The sequence below is a fragment of the Gilliamella sp. wkB195 genome, from assembly GCF_001690445.1.
Taxonomy (GTDB): Bacteria; Pseudomonadota; Gammaproteobacteria; order Enterobacterales; family Orbaceae; genus Gilliamella; species Gilliamella apicola_E.
Map to the genome: position 1 here is coordinate 17,053 of NZ_LZGP01000005.1, position 15,127 is coordinate 32,179.

The window sequence follows — 15,127 nt, forward strand, 5'->3', positions numbered from 1 at the left end:
ATCAATCAGAAGACTCTCATTATAAAAAAGAATTTTAGCTACATTTTTATTTTCCATAATTTTGCTAAAAGCACCTTCAAAACCCCCTTTCCTCAACTTTTTTGATATCGTGATTTATCATTTTGCGAATAATTAGATCATTTTTTATAAATAGGATTGTCGAAATTGTAAGTTTTTATTCGTACTTCTCCGATAATGTGAAAAGATTTAGCGGTTAAAAATTGCAAGATATTAAAATCAAATCTTCCCTATCAATTAGAAGACTCTCATTATAAAAAAGAATTTTGGCTACATTTTTATTTTCCATGATTTTGCAAAAAACACCTTCAAAAACCCCGCTCCTCAACTTTTTTTGATATTGTAATTTAACATTTTGCGAATCATTAGATCATTTTTAATAAATAGGATTGTTGAAATTGTAATTTTTTATTCGTACTTAATCTGATAATGTGAAAAAATTTAGCGGTTAAAAATCGCAGGATAATAAAAGTAGGTTAGATTATTCTGATGAATTAGATAGTTATCTCCCCCTCTTTTACTCATTTAATCGGTAAGTTTGGGATGTTAATGTTCTCAAGCAAGAAAAATAAAATGCCGTCAGTAAGCTAACGGCATTATTTCAATGATAAGAGTAGATATTACTTATTTTTTAACGGCCTTTGGATTAGGTAGATCGGTAACCGTACCTTCATACACTTCGGACGCGAGTCCAATTGATTCATGTAAGGTTGGGTGAGCGTGGATGGTTAGTGCAATGTCTTCTGCATCACAGCCCATCTCTACAGCAAGAGTGATCTCTCCAAGAAGTTCACCACCATTTGCTCCAACTACCGCACCACCAAGAAGGCGATTATCGGCTTTGTTAAAGATTAGTTTAGTCATCCCTTCTGAACAATCAGACGCAATTGCTCGCCCTGATGCTGCCCATGGGAATATGGCGACCTCATAATCGATACCTTTTGCTTTCGCTTCTTTTTCTGTTAATCCTACCCAAGCAACTTCTGGCTCAGTGTAAGCAATGGATGGTATGGTTTTCGGATCGAAATAATGTTTTTTACCAGCTATCACTTCAGCTGCAACATGCCCTTCATGAACCCCTTTATGAGCCAACATTGGTTGACCCACAATATCACCGATCGCATAAATATGTGGAACGTTAGTTCTCATCTGTTTATCGACTTCAATAAAACCACGATCGGTCACATTTACTCCAGCTTTTTCAGCGTTGATAAGCTTACCATTTGGCGCTCGACCTATCGCCACTAGTACTGCGTCGTAAGTGTGCGTTTCGATGGTTCCATCTTTCTTTTCCATGGTGACATAGATTGCATCATGTTTGGCTTCGACCGTATTTACTTTAGTTTCTAAGCGTAAGGTAAATTTCTTTTGAATTTGTTTGGTAAAGACTTTTATCACATCTTTATCCGCAGCTGGGATCACCTGATCTAGCATTTCAACCACATCCACTTCTGAACCCAATGCGTGATATACGGTACCCATTTCCAGACCAATAATACCACCACCCATTAACAGTAGTTTTTTAGGAATAGTAGTTAATGCTAACGCATCAGTTGAGTCCCATATACGAGGATCGTCATGAGGAATGAATGGTAAGGTTATTGGTCGAGATCCTGCTGCAATAATAGCATTATCAAAGGTAATTTTAGTTATACCTTTGGCAGAGGTAACATCCATTGTGTGACTACCGGTGAATTGCGCTTCACCTTGAATCACATTAACTTTACGCATTTTGGCCATGCCGGCCAGCCCGTTAGTAAGCTGATTGATTACCTTTTCTTTCCAAGCACGAACTTTGTCGAGCTCTAACTTTGGCGTTCCAAAATGGATGCCATGCTCGGTGAGGGATTTTGCTTCATCCATCACTTTAGCAACATGCAATAATGCTTTAGAAGGAATACAGCCAACATTAAGGCAAACACCACCCAAGGTTGAGTAGCGTTCGACTAATGTCACATCTAATCCAAGATCGGCGGCACGGAAAGCAGCGGAATAACCCGCTGGCCCGGCACCTAATACAACAACTTGTGTTTTGATATCTTGACTCATAACTGATTTCCCCCCTTACATCACTAGTCGACGTAAGTCGGATAAAACATTAACAATATGGCTTAAGAAGCGTGCACCATCTGCACCATCAATCACTCGGTGATCGAAGGATAATGATAAAGGTAACATTAAGCGTGGTGTAAATTCTTTACCATTCCATACTGGTTTCATACTTGAGCGAGATACACCAAGTATGCCCACTTCTGGCGCATTTACAATTGGGGTAAATGATGTCGTTCCGATGCCACCAAGACTGGAAATAGTGAAACAACCACCTTGCATATCACTACCTGTGAGTTTACCGTCTCGCGCTTTTTTGGAGATTTCAGCAAGTTCACGTGAAAGTTCAATAATGCCTTTTTTATTTACATCTTTAAATACAGGAACAACTAAACCATTTGGCGTGTCAACTGCCACACCGATATTGATGTATTTTTTAATGATAAGAGTTTGTGCATCTTCTGACAATGAACTATTAAAACGCGGATAAGCAGTTAAAGCACTCGCTACGGCCTTCATGATAAACACGAGCGGAGTAATTTTGAGATCGAGTTTTTTCTTTTCTGCTTCAGCATTTTGTTGCTTACGAAATGCCTCTAGTTCAGTGATATCCGTTTCATCAAATTCAGTAACATGAGGAATCATCACCCAGTTTCGATGTAAGTTTGCACCAGATACTTTTTGAATTTTGGTTAGAGGTAAAGATTCAATTTCACCAAATTTACTGAAATCGACTTTTGGCCATGGTAATAATCCTGGTAATGCACCAGATGATCCACCGTTTTCGACTTGTTTTACGGCATTTTTGACATAGTTTTGGATATCTTCACGAAGTACACGATGTTTAGGGCCTGTAGGTTGGATTTTTGCAAGATTGATACCAAATTCTCTTGCTAGTCGTCGAACTGATGGTGTGGCATGTGCGTAAGCATCGTTTTCTACAAATTCATTTGCAGTTGGTGCAGGTTTAGCAGTCTCAGCAACTGGTGCAGGAGCTTGAGCTTGAGCTGGCGCAGGTTCAGCTTTAACGGGTGCACTATTCGTTTCAAACTCCATTATTTTGGAGCCTGTTTTGACTTTATCACCAATTTTAACAGTGATGCTTTTTACTGTACCAGCTATAGTTGCAGGTACTTCCATCGAGGCTTTGTCACCTTCAACGGTGATGAGTGAATCATCAACTGAAACTGAGTCACCAACTTTAACTAATATTTCAGTCACTTCTACTTCATCGCCACCAATGTCTGGAACATTAACATCAACTACTTGGCTACTATTTTGTGCTGGTGCTGGCGCAGAAGCTGGAGCTGAAACTTCTGGAGCAGGCGTTTTTGACGCGCTTGCGCCCTCTTCATCAAATTCCATAATACTAACACCTGTCGTCACTTTATCGCCAACTTTGACAATGATTGACTTCACAATACCAGCCTGTGGTGCTGGTATTTCCATCGATGCTTTATCGCCTTCGACAGTTAATAGTGATTGATCTACATCAACTTTGTCGCCGACTTTAACTAGGATTTCTGTTACTTCAACTTCATCGCTTCCGATATCAGGTAATTTTATTTCAATACTCATTATTTTTACCTCTTATGCAATACGTGGATTGAGTTTGTCAGCATTGATTTCGAACTTTTTAATCGCGTCTTCAACAATACTTGGCTGAATATCACCACGTTTAGCTAGTTCTCCTAGTGCTGCAATAACAACATAAGATGCATCGACTTCAAAATGATGACGTAAATTTTCTCGGCTATCACTACGACCGAATCCATCTGTACCGAGTACTCGGTAGCTTTCTGCTGGTACAAATCCTCGAATTTGTTCTGCATAGAGTTTCATGTAATCAGTGGAAACAACAGCAGGATTGTTATTCATTATTTGAGCAACATATGGCACTTTTGCTTCTTCGCTTGGATGTAACATGTTGTAACGTTCGCAATCTTGACCATCTCGAGCAAGTAAGGTGAATGACGTTACACTGTAAATGTCAGAACTGACGCCATAGTTTTTAGCAAGGATATCAGCCGCTTCACGAACATGACGTAGCATTGATCCAGAACCTAATAATTGAACTGTTGGTTTGCCTTGTTGGCCTTCAACGGTATCTAACTTATAAATACCACGACGAATCCCCTCTTCTGCACCTTCAGGCATTGCAGGTTGGGTATAGTTTTCATTTAGTGTGGTGATGTAGTAGTAAACATTTTCTTGTTCACCATACATACGACGTAAGCCATCTTGCATAATAACCGCGACCTCATAAGCGTAGGCTGGATCGTATGATAAGCAGTTAGGGATGGTTAATGCTTGAATATGGCTGTGACCATCTTGGTGTTGTAAGCCTTCACCGTTTAATGTAGTGCGACCAGAAGTTCCTCCAATCATGAAGCCTCGAGCTTGTTGGTCACCCGCCGCCCACATTAAATCACCAATGCGTTGGAAGCCAAACATTGAGTAATAGATGTAGAAAGGAATCATCGGTAAATCGTTATTACTATAAGAAGTAGCAGCCGCTAACCATGATGCAGTCGCGCCACATTCGTTAATACCTTCTTGGAGAATTTGACCTTTTTCATCTTCACGATAGTAAGCAACTTGCTCTTTATCTTGTGGGGTATATTGTTGACCATGTGGGTTATATATACCAATTTGGCGGAATAGACCTTCCATACCAAACGTACGCGCTTCGTCAGCGAGAATTGGTACTAGTCGCGGTGCTAAGTCTTTATCTTTTAGCATGATGTTAAGTGCACGCACAAAAGCGATAGTGGTTGAGATTTCTTTAGATTGTGCTTCAAGTAACGGCGCAAATTCGCTTAAAGGAGGGATAGAAACCGTTCCTGAGAATTTAGTTAGCCGTGAAGGCACATAACCATGTAATGCTTGACGTCGTTCATGAATATATTTGTATTCCGGGCTATGTTCTTCGAATTTGATATAAGGTAATTTTTCGAGTGCTTCATCAGTAACCGGAATGTTGAAGAAGTCACGAACATGGCGAACGCCATCCATATTCATTTTTTTGACTTGGTGTGCAATGTTTTTCGCTTCTGCGGCTTCACCCATTCCATAACCTTTAATGGTGTGGGCTAAAATAACTGTTGGGCGATCTTTTGTCTCTTTTGCTCTTGCAAATGCAGCAAACATTTTTTCGGGGTCTTGACCACCTCGGTTTAGTCTGAAGATCTCTTCATCAGACATATCTTTGACTAATTCAGCCGTTTCAGGATATTTTCCAAAGAAGTGTTCACGTACATAAGCGCCGTCTTTTGATTTGAAGGTTTGATAATCGCCATCAAGAGTTTCATTCATTAAACGAATTAATTTCCCTGATTTATCTTTTTGCAATAATTTATCCCAACGATCGCCCCAAAGTACTTTAATTACATTCCAACCAGCGCCAGCAAACACACCTTCTAGTTCGTTCACTATTTTGCCATTACCGGTTACCGGACCATCAAGACGTTGCAAGTTACAATTGATAACAAAGACTAAATTATCAAGCTTTTCACGTGTTGCAACTGTGATTGCACCTTTTGCTTCTGGCTCATCCATTTCACCATCACCTAAGAACGCGTAAACCGTTTGTTCAGTGGTATCTTTTAAACCACGATGGTTTAAGTATTTTAAAAAGCGAGCTTGGAAGATTGCACTAATTGGTCCTAACCCCATTGATACGGTTGGGAATTGCCAGAATTCCGGCATTAATTTTGGATGAGGATAAGATGATAAACCTTTACCGTGAACTTCTTGTCTAAAGTTATCAAGCTGTTCTTCAGTTAAACGACCTTCAATAAAAGCGCGTGAGTAGATACCCGGTGAGATATGACCTTGGAAATAGATTAAATCCCCACCATCTTTTTCATTGCGAGCACGGAAGAAATGGTTAAAACATACTTCATAAAATGTAGCAGCAGATTGGAATGATGCCATATGACCACCAAGCTCTAAATCTTTTTTAGAAGCTCGTAAGACCATCATAATTGCATTCCAACGAACAATTGAACGGATTCGTCTTTCAATTTCCCAATCACCTGGATATGCTGGTTGTTCTTCGACTGGGATTGTGTTTATATAGTTACTGGTTGAAGAACCAAATAGTAAAGGTACACCACCATCTCTAGCTTTATTGACAATCTGTTCAATAATATATTGAGCACGTTCGACGCCTTCTTCTCGAATAATAGAATCTAAACTTTCCAGCCAATCCTTTGTTTCGACTGGATCGATATCATTCATTTGCATGTCCGACATATAAAACCTCTTTTTTGTTTAAAAAATGCAGTTTTTGCTATCCTTAGCTATAACAGACGCCATAACTAAAATTATAAGCTTCAACTTTGCATTACGGATGCTTAATTGATATCAGTCTGCCAGTTTCCATTAAAAAGTAAAGCAAACCACCGCCCTGAAAAGAATGTTAATTCCTATTAAATTAATCAACTATTTCAATTATTAATATAAATAAAAAGATAATTATTTGATATAAGTCAAATTTAACTCATGAGATTGGAAAGAATACTGTGTTTTGAGTTATACCTTGAATAGTTAGCGGTTGTCAAGTTATAGTAAAATCTGCTATATAGTTGTTAATTTATTGTTAAATGAAGACTGAATTGACAGATAATATGCCAAGTAAAAACGTCATTATTAAAGAGTTAAACACTATGCCTTATTGGCATACTTATCAAGCTATGCATGATTTTACTCAGCAGCGTGATAAGCAAACTCAAGACGAGATTTGGCTAGTTGAACATCCTCCGGTTTTTACTCAAGGTAAGGTTGGAAAACCTGAGCACCTGCTTACTAAAACGGATATTCCTGTTGTGCAAACTGATCGTGGTGGTCAAATTACATACCATGCGCTTGGACAACAAATTATGTATATCTTATTGGATTTAAAAAGACGTAAAATAGGTATTCGTGATGTCGTCAATTATTTAGAAAATAGTGTTATTCAAACATTAAAACACTATGAGATAGTCGCCTATTCAAAACAAGACGCTCCGGGCGTTTATGTCAATCAACAGAAGATCTGTTCTCTTGGATTACATATTAAGCGTGGCTGTACCTTACATGGATTAGCCCTTAATATCGATATGGATCTCACTCCTTTTAATTATATTAATCCATGTGGTTATGCTGGATTAGAAATGACGCAGTTGAAACAATATGTTTCAAAAATTGATCGCCAAGAGATTAACCATTTATTGACTGATTATTTTATTAATCAGCTACCAAACTATTAAGATGTGAATTATGCAAAATACTGAAATACGCAGTTCAAAATATCGTGATGCCGAAAAAACGCGTCTAATTCCCTCAATCACTATAGAGGATACAGCTCCTTTAAAAAAACCTGATTGGATGAGAATTAAGTTGTCGGCAAATACAGAAAATATTACGCATATTAAAAATACGATGCGTAAACATGGGTTACATTCGGTTTGTGAAGAGGCTTCATGCCCTAACTTGGCGGAGTGCTTTAATCATGGTACCGCGACTTTTATGATTTTAGGGGATATTTGTACTCGTCGTTGTCCTTTCTGTGATGTTGCTCATGGTCGCCCTTTGCCACCAGACCGTGAGGAACCGAATAAGCTTGCGCAAATAATTCAAGAGATGAAATTGCGTTATGTTGTGATCACCTCTGTTGATCGTGATGATTTGAAAGATGGCGGAGCAAGTCACTTTGCTTCATGTACTCAAGAGATTCGTTCATTAAGCCCGAATATAAAAATTGAAACTTTAACTCCTGATTTTCGTGGTTGTGTTGATGAAGCCGTTGCGGTTTTAAGTGAAAACCCTCCGGATGTGTTTAATCATAATTTGGAAAATATTCCTCGTTTGTATAAAAAAATACGCCCAGGAGCAAGTTATGAGGGTTCGCTACAATTACTTGAGACGTTTAAACAGAAACACCCCGAAATTCCAACAAAATCAGGATTGATGGTTGGTTTAGGCGAAACCAATGAAGAACTTATTCAGGTTTTAAAAGATTTGCGTAGCCATGGTGTTACCATGCTAACTTTAGGTCAGTATCTACAACCAAGTAAGTATCATTTGCCAGTGGAACGTTATGTTTCACCCGAGGAGTTTGATGAATTAAAACAGATGGCGCTTGCTATGGGATTTACCCATGCAGCTTGCGGGCCATTTGTGCGTTCATCTTATCATGCTGATCTACAAGCAATGGGAAAAGAGGTGAAGTAATATTCACCTCTTTGGAAAACATTGTTTAATTATCTACCACAATAAAATGACGATTTTCGGTGACAATTTGTAAGAATGTAGGCAAGTTTATCTTTTCATCTTTCAATTGATTACCGTTTAGATCATAGATTTTAGATCGTCCATACGCATCAATAACCACGGTTTTATTACCATAAAGCGCAGCAACCTGATTTTCGCTTCCAGCTAGAATCCATTCACGCTCTTGGAATAGATTTTGACCTTGGCTATACTGTTTTGCAGGTGTAGTGACGTTGAGAGCATCTTGCATTAATGTTCTTAATATATCCGTTTCAGAAGTTATATTATTAACTTCTTTTGCCTCTTTACCTGGCCATGAAATAATTAATGGTACTTTTAAGGCATTTCGATTAAAGCTAATTTCATCATTACGTAAAGCTGATTTTTTAGCATCATCTATTTTTATGTCATTAGAACCGGTAATAATAATTATGGTGTTTTCATATGCATTAGATAATGTTAAATATGCAATTAAAGATTCTAAATATTGGTCGAGTTTTTTTGCATCTGTCTCTAGTTCGGTTATTGGCATTTTTTTATTTTTGGCACCCAGTGAATATTGGATGACAGAAAATAGAGGAGCGTGGTTTTCGAGTTGATTTTGTTCATCGTGCCATGCCATCCAATTATCAGTGGTTTGCTTGTTAGACTGCTTTTTACCATCTGGGGTGGTGAAATTAGACAATAATGCATAACGATAAAGTGGTTCAGAAAAACCATCAGCAGAAAATAGACCAACGTTATAATGTTGTTTAGTAACAGTTTCGAATAATACCGAAGGCTTATGCCCTGCCAAGATACTATTATAATAATTCGGGTCAAGTCCGTAGAATAATGAGAAGTTATTTAAGTAGGCTTGGCTACTTGCTCCATAGTGATTAGTAAATTGTATATTTTGGCTAGCAAATTCTTTTAGCCAAGGCATATTATTGGCTAATAGTCGATCATTCCAACCATCAATATCAATAATCAAGATATTCGGTTTATCTTGATTTTCATTAAATGAAATTTTATCGAGTGGGTATTCAATAGCAATCGCAAATGGGTTACCTTCTTGAATTGCGCGATTACGATAACCATTCTCTTCAATAAATCCATAACGCTCAAGAAAATGACGCGCCGTTAACGGATACGACAGCGGTAAGCTTGATCGTTGCATCGTAATTGGACGATAGAAGTTAGCATCGGCCCAAATATGAATCAAATGTGATGAGACAAAGCATAGAATAAAACCTATTACTACAGGTCTGGCAAAACGTTTGCGTTTACTTAAACTGCGTTGCTTTTTCCAACTCCAAATCGAGAATAATATTTCAACCAAAAGAATAAAGGGTATTAATATAAATGCACTATTGAGAAAAGATGCTTTATCCGAGGTAAATAGTTGCCAGATAGATAAATTTAGATGCATTCTAAAATGCGAGAAAACTTCAACATCAATAAGCAGTAAACTAATTCCTATCGTTGCAACGATAGTTGCAATAATCCTTTGCCATCGTGAAGAGTGAATAAGAAAACTTAACGGAAAAAGCAATATCAAATAAACAATGAAAGTAAGAAAACTAAAATGCCCAATCGCACTAATAATTGCATAAAAACGCCCCATGAATGTTCGGGGCCAATCAGCAATGAGCAAATATTGGCTACCAAGTAAAATGACTACCAGAATATTAAATAGCGTAAACCAATGCCCCCAACTAACTATCTGCGAGGTTTTATCGTCTTTGATATGATTGTTTTTGAGTTTGAGCATATTTAATTGTAGTAATTACCAAGAAAAACTTAATTGAAATTTACGTCACAGTTTAACTGATTTTTTAAAATCTTTCCGTAATTTTTTTAGTATAAAGCCTTTGGTTATTTGTTGGCGTTGCTATCGATACTTGTTATAATTTGCTTTAATAATATAGCTAATTAAAAAGATACTAACTTTGGCAATCAAACAACTCAACTCTCAAGAAGTCCAACCTAACGTAAATGACATTGTAAATAATAGCGATATTAAAACAAATTTATGCAGTGATGGATTAACCAATTTGTTATCGTGGCAACCTCGCGTTGCTGCTGCTGTATCCTTATTGTGCAAAAATCATAATACGCAGTATCGTTCTCGCTTTGTGCTTTTAAAAGCATCTGAAAGCGAGCTTTTTTTTGATTTATTAAAGCAGTCGGTAAAGCGTAATCTCACAACGACCCATTTAGGTTATAGCTATTACTTTAGTGATAATAAAATTACCTTAACTGAAGCGAAAAGTAAGCAAGATAATTTTGCATCCCAAGATAATTGTCTATCAGCAACAATCGTTGATATGGAGAAACTATTTGGTTGTGTTAGGCAACCTGAAAATAGTCCAATCAAATTACAAGCTGGTTTAGTTCATGATGCTAATGGTGGTGTTTTAATTTTAGGATTGCGTTCACTGCTTGCGCAACCAGTAGTTTGGGCTAAGTTAAAACAGATGGTTCTGTCACAAACTTTTGAATGGTTTTCAGCTGATGATTCTCATCCATTACCATTATCTATTCCTGCCATGCCTTTGGATTTACGCATTATTTTAGTCGGAGATAGGCTCTCTCTAGCTGAATTGCAGGAATTTGAACCAGAATTTTATTCATCATCTATTTACGCTGAATTTGAAAGTGAAATGCATATAACTGAACCTCAGCGAATTAATGATTGGATGAATTATTTACAATTTATAAGCCACCACTTAGCGCTACCCAAAATTGAGCAATCTGCTTTTGCTAAAATTTATAAACACGCAACAAGATATACGGGTGATCAATATTATTTACCACTTAGCGTTGAATGGGTGCAATCGATTCTGCTAAATTCATCTTATTTTATAGAAAATGAGAATATTGATGCTTCAGCCGTCACAAAGGCTTTAGAACAAAAAGCATGGCGAGAAAATTATTTAGCTGAGCGGTTCCATGATGAGATTTTTACCAATCAAATTTTGATTGATACTCAGTCACAAGTGGTTGGGCAGATTAATGGGTTGTCAGTTATTGAATACCCCGGTTATCCAAAAGCGATTGGTGAGCCAACACGGTTAAGCTGTCTTGTCCATTTTGGTGACGGTGAATTAATTGATATTGAACGTAAAACCGATCTTGCTGGCAATATTCATTCTAAAGGGATGATGATTATGCAAGCGTTTATTATGTCGGAGTTTGCAATCAATCATCAACTTCCGTTTTCTACATCATTAGTATTTGAACAATCCTATAATGAAATTGATGGCGATAGCGCTTCACTAGCGGGGCTTTGCGCGCTGATTAGTGCACTATCTAATCAACCTATCGATCAGCAATTAGCTGTGACAGGATCTGTTGACCAATTTGGCCATGTTCAATCTATTGGTGGCGTTAATGAGAAAATAGAAGGATTTTTTGCTGTTTGTCAGCACCAAGGTTTGACAGGCCAACAAGGTGTTATTATTCCTGCTAGTAATCAGCGCCATTTAAGCTTAAGCGATGACATTATTGAGGCAATTAATAATGATAAATTCTCTATTTGGACTGTCGAACATGTCGCCGATGCGCTCTATTTATTAACTGGTATTCCTTACAAAGATGAGAATAATATTAGTCTTTATAAGTTGATTCATGCTCGTATGCAATCAATGCTAATCCAAGATAGAAGACGTGATGGTTGGCTCAGTCGCTGGAAAAAAATTGCAAAAAGTAACAATACACAATAAACTTGAGACCAAAATTTCATTGATGCGATTAATGAAATAATCATGTAAAACTTTACAGCTTAGGTTAATTATTAGTTTTTTAATCAATAATGATTCTATAAGCAATTATGTAATGACAACAAAATAAAAGGGTTTTTTATGACATTTGAACGTAAATCTTCGTATGATAAAGCAGATCTAATTAAATCAGGTAATAGTGAATTATTTGGTCATGATGGACCGCCATTACCGTCTGATTTGATGCTAATGATGGATCGCGTTATTGAAATGAATGAAGACGGTGGTAGTTTCGGTAAAGGTTATGTTGAAGCTGAGTTTGATATTAATCCTGATTTATGGTTTTTTAAATGTCATTTCAAAAACGATCCGGTAATGCCTGGTTGTCTTGGTCTTGATGCTTTATGGCAATTAGTCGGTTTTTATTTAGGCTGGATTGGTGGTAAAGGTAAAGGCCGAGCGCTTGGTGTTGGTGAATTAAAATTAAAAGGTCAAATATTACCTAATAACAAAAAAGTGACTTATAAAATTAATTTTAAACGTGTTATTAATCGTAAATTAATCATGGGAATCGGCGATGGTGAAGTTTACGTTGATGGTAAATTAATTTATGAAGCAACTGATCTTAAAGTTGGTTTATTTAAAGACACGTCTGAATTTTAATTCAATATAATCTTACACTCCTTGCTCACTATTATTAATTACTGATAATTAGCAAGGAGTAGCTTTTTTTACGCTACTATTTTAAGAAACAATCCGTAATGTATTTTTTAAGAAAATCTCTCCTAATCCTCTTATTTGTTGTAATCGGTCAAGCACAAGCAGACTTTAATGGTAAAGTTGTAAAAGTAATTGATGGTGATACCGTTGATATATTAACAAATAAAAAAATTCGCGTCCGGTTACTCGATATTGATGCTCCAGAAAGACACCAAGCATATGGTAATGCATCAAGAAAATACTTAGCATCGTTGATTGCGGGTAAAACTGTTTATGTTAAAGAAAATAAAAAGGATATTTATCAACGGACCTTAGGCGTCATCTATCTAAAACAAGTCAACATTAATGCTAAGATGGTGGAAAATGGCTTTGCGTGGGCTTACCGCTTCAAAGGCGTTGCTAGTAATAAGAATATGGTAAAGCTCGAATTAAAAGCTAAACAAAACAAAAAAGGACTATGGAAAGATAAACATCCAATAGCCCCTTGGGATTTTCGCTATCGTAAGAAATAATAGCGTCTAAACAATGACTTTATTTTTTAGCTGGGATTGAAGCTTCTAGTTGTTTTAATACTTCAGTTGCTTGTTTACAGCCTTCTTCTTGGTTAGCTGTAGGCATTGCAGAAATTTGTTGTTTAGCTGTTTCTAAGTTTTGTTTGATCATGTCTGTTTGTTGTTTAGTCGCAGCATCATCAGGGATTGATTTAACAAAGCTATCAACTTTTTCAAAGTAAGTTTTGCAAGATTCTGATAACTCAGCCATAGCAACAGAAGATAAACCTAATAATGCAACAGATAATACTAATTTTTTCATTGTTTCTTTTCCTTAAAATTATAAATATTTAGAACATAAAATATGTTATTGAATTACTTCGGAGGGATAATATAAGAATTGCTAAGGAAAGTCTATAATTTAAATGTAAAAACTCTTATCAGTATTTGAATACTGATAAGGTTATATGAGAATACAATTAGATAATTGTAACATCAGCAGCAGCAGGGCCACGAGGACTATCCTGGATAGAGAACTCAACTTGTTGACCTTCGCCTAAAGTTTTAAATCCATCGCCAGAGATTGCAGAAAAATGAACAAACACATCTTTACTTCCATCAGCAGGTGAAATAAAACCAAAACCTTTACTTTCATTGAACCATTTAACTTGACCAGTTTTTTTAGACATAAAAATCTTCCTATAAATAAATTAATTACAGCCATCAAAGGCGAAACATTAGAACATAAAACCTAGACTACTTATTAACAAACAGAAGAGAAGACTGAAGAGAACTAATACAAATGTGATTAAAGTAAACTACAAACTGCATAAATCTAAATGTTACAAAATATATCTGCATGTAATATGCTGAGGACTATTAACTCATAAATAGATGACTAATACAAGCAATGATTTGCTATTATTTACAATTAAAAATGAAATGAACAATAACTATTTGTTATTGTTCATGTTAACAATCTTTAATTTTTTGACAAATCTTTGGATTTTTGAATTGAAGCCTCTACTGCGTCAATGATAGCTGCTCGAAAGCCTTTTTCCTCAAGTACTTGCACGCCTTCAATTGTAGTACCGGCTGGTGAACAAACCATATCTTTTAATTCACCTGGATGTTTTCCTGTCTCCAGCAATAATTTAGCTGAACCCATCACTGTTTGTGCCGCAAATTTGTAAGCTTGTTTTCTAGATAAACCACCTTTAACTGCACCATCAGCCAATGCTTCAATGAACATAAATACAAATGCAGGAGAAGAGCCACTTGCTCCAACTACGGCATCGATTAAGTATTCAGGTACAACTTCTGTTTCACCAATACAATTCAATAAAGTTTCAACAATTGTTAATTCTTGATCAGTCACTTCTGTATTCGGTGTAATAGAACACATAGCAGCATTTACTAAAGCTGGCGTATTTGGCATAACTCTAACAATTTTTTGTTCATAACCTACACATTGTGCAATAGTTTTAATCGTGACACCGGCTGCAATCGAGATGAGAATGGTATCCTTTTTTAACTCTTTTTGAATATCATTTAAGACATCCACAATAACATTAGGTTTAACCGCTATGAAAACAATATCTGATTCTCGTGCAACTTCTCTTGCTGATTTTAAATTATTTATTGAATGGCTTTGATGAAGTGCTTGGCCCTTTTCGAGATGAGGATCATAAACATAAATTTGCGTTCCCGGCACAATATTACTTGCTAAAATACCTTGTAAAATGGCACTACCCATATTACCAATACCGATAAAACCTATATGCTGTTCCATTTGTTTATACCTTTATGACTGAAATAGTATAAAGATTATAAAATAAATTTTTGTATAAAACTTATAATATTTACGAATAAAAAGAAGATGAAATTTTT

12 protein-coding genes are annotated in these 15,127 nt (G+C 36.4%); 5 read left to right on the plus strand and 7 right to left on the minus strand.

Annotated elements, in window-relative coordinates; translation table 11 throughout:
- Positions 1 to 642: 642 nt before the first annotated feature.
- The 3 genes from lpdA to aceE are packed head-to-tail and all read right to left on the minus strand — an operon-like array spanning position 643 to position 6,324.
- Complete coding sequence (gene lpdA, locus A9G08_RS01110; protein ID WP_065561920.1) at positions 643 to 2,067, minus strand: dihydrolipoyl dehydrogenase; 1,425 nt, start codon at positions 2,065 to 2,067, stop codon at positions 643 to 645.
- Between the two features lie 15 nt (positions 2,068 to 2,082).
- Positions 2,083 to 3,645 carry a pyruvate dehydrogenase complex dihydrolipoyllysine-residue acetyltransferase gene (aceF, locus tag A9G08_RS01115; RefSeq protein ID WP_081299436.1) on the minus strand — a complete coding sequence of 521 codons (1,563 nt, stop codon included), beginning with the start codon at positions 3,643 to 3,645 and terminating at the stop codon, positions 2,083 to 2,085.
- Positions 3,646 to 3,657: 12 nt separating this feature from the next.
- Complete coding sequence (aceE, locus tag A9G08_RS01120) at positions 3,658 to 6,324, minus strand: pyruvate dehydrogenase (acetyl-transferring), homodimeric type (RefSeq protein ID WP_065561921.1); 2,667 nt, start codon at positions 6,322 to 6,324, stop codon at positions 3,658 to 3,660.
- Between the two features lie 374 nt (positions 6,325 to 6,698).
- Here aceE and lipB point away from each other — a divergent pair, with 374 nt between their 5' ends.
- Complete coding sequence (lipB, locus tag A9G08_RS01125) at positions 6,699 to 7,319, plus strand: lipoyl(octanoyl) transferase LipB (RefSeq protein ID WP_065561922.1); 621 nt, start codon at positions 6,699 to 6,701, stop codon at positions 7,317 to 7,319.
- A 10-nt stretch (positions 7,320 to 7,329) separates the two neighbouring features.
- Positions 7,330 to 8,283 (plus strand): lipoyl synthase, encoded by a 954-nt coding sequence (gene lipA, locus A9G08_RS01130; protein ID WP_065561923.1) that lies wholly within the window; start codon positions 7,330 to 7,332, stop codon positions 8,281 to 8,283.
- Positions 8,284 to 8,308: 25 nt separating this feature from the next.
- On the opposite strand, the gene A9G08_RS01135 is transcribed toward lipA, so the two are convergent.
- On the minus strand, positions 8,309 to 10,075 hold the full coding sequence (locus A9G08_RS01135) for a DUF3413 domain-containing protein (protein WP_065561924.1): 1,767 nt from the start codon (positions 10,073 to 10,075) through the stop codon (positions 8,309 to 8,311).
- Positions 10,076 to 10,253: 178 nt separating this feature from the next.
- Here A9G08_RS01135 and A9G08_RS01140 point away from each other — a divergent pair, with 178 nt between their 5' ends.
- The 3 genes from A9G08_RS01140 (at position 10,254) to A9G08_RS01150 (ending at position 13,258) form a co-directional block, all read left to right on the plus strand.
- Positions 10,254 to 12,029 (plus strand): AAA family ATPase, encoded by a 1,776-nt coding sequence (locus A9G08_RS01140; protein ID WP_141673897.1) that lies wholly within the window; start codon positions 10,254 to 10,256, stop codon positions 12,027 to 12,029.
- A 138-nt stretch (positions 12,030 to 12,167) separates the two neighbouring features.
- Complete coding sequence (gene fabA, locus A9G08_RS01145) at positions 12,168 to 12,689, plus strand: bifunctional 3-hydroxydecanoyl-ACP dehydratase/trans-2-decenoyl-ACP isomerase (protein WP_065561925.1); 522 nt, start codon at positions 12,168 to 12,170, stop codon at positions 12,687 to 12,689.
- Between the two features lie 98 nt (positions 12,690 to 12,787).
- Complete coding sequence (locus tag A9G08_RS01150) at positions 12,788 to 13,258, plus strand: thermonuclease family protein (RefSeq protein WP_065561926.1); 471 nt, start codon at positions 12,788 to 12,790, stop codon at positions 13,256 to 13,258.
- Positions 13,259 to 13,277: 19 nt separating this feature from the next.
- Here the strand turns inward: A9G08_RS01150 and A9G08_RS01155 are convergent, their stop codons facing one another.
- The 3 genes from A9G08_RS01155 to proC form a co-directional block, all read right to left on the minus strand.
- Positions 13,278 to 13,559, minus strand: a complete 282-nt coding sequence (locus A9G08_RS01155; RefSeq protein ID WP_065561927.1) for a DUF5339 domain-containing protein — start codon at positions 13,557 to 13,559, stop codon at positions 13,278 to 13,280.
- Positions 13,560 to 13,716: 157 nt separating this feature from the next.
- Positions 13,717 to 13,926 (minus strand): transcription antiterminator/RNA stability regulator CspE, encoded by a 210-nt coding sequence (gene cspE / locus A9G08_RS01160; protein WP_034909833.1) that lies wholly within the window; start codon positions 13,924 to 13,926, stop codon positions 13,717 to 13,719.
- Positions 13,927 to 14,219: 293 nt separating this feature from the next.
- Positions 14,220 to 15,029 carry a pyrroline-5-carboxylate reductase gene (proC, locus tag A9G08_RS01165; RefSeq protein WP_065561928.1) on the minus strand — a complete coding sequence of 270 codons (810 nt, stop codon included), beginning with the start codon at positions 15,027 to 15,029 and terminating at the stop codon, positions 14,220 to 14,222.
- Positions 15,030 to 15,127: the final 98 nt, after the last annotated feature.

Coding starts and splice junctions, on each gene's coding strand:
- A9G08_RS01150 (WP_065561926.1), top strand. CDS start 12,788: ATGTATTTTTTAAGAAAATCTCTCCTAATCCTCTTATTTGTTGTAATC.
- lipA (WP_065561923.1), top strand. CDS start 7,330: ATGCAAAATACTGAAATACGCAGTTCAAAATATCGTGATGCCGAAAAA.
- lpdA (WP_065561920.1), bottom strand. CDS start 2,067: ATGAGTCAAGATATCAAAACACAAGTTGTTGTATTAGGTGCCGGGCCA.
- lipB (WP_065561922.1), top strand. CDS start 6,699: ATGCCAAGTAAAAACGTCATTATTAAAGAGTTAAACACTATGCCTTAT.
- A9G08_RS01135 (WP_065561924.1), bottom strand. CDS start 10,075: ATGCTCAAACTCAAAAACAATCATATCAAAGACGATAAAACCTCGCAG.
- A9G08_RS01155 (WP_065561927.1), bottom strand. CDS start 13,559: ATGAAAAAATTAGTATTATCTGTTGCATTATTAGGTTTATCTTCTGTT.
- aceF (WP_081299436.1), bottom strand. CDS start 3,645: ATGAGTATTGAAATAAAATTACCTGATATCGGAAGCGATGAAGTTGAA.
- proC (WP_065561928.1), bottom strand. CDS start 15,029: ATGGAACAGCATATAGGTTTTATCGGTATTGGTAATATGGGTAGTGCC.
- aceE (WP_065561921.1), bottom strand. CDS start 6,324: ATGTCGGACATGCAAATGAATGATATCGATCCAGTCGAAACAAAGGAT.
- fabA (WP_065561925.1), top strand. CDS start 12,168: ATGACATTTGAACGTAAATCTTCGTATGATAAAGCAGATCTAATTAAA.
- cspE (WP_034909833.1), bottom strand. CDS start 13,926: ATGTCTAAAAAAACTGGTCAAGTTAAATGGTTCAATGAAAGTAAAGGT.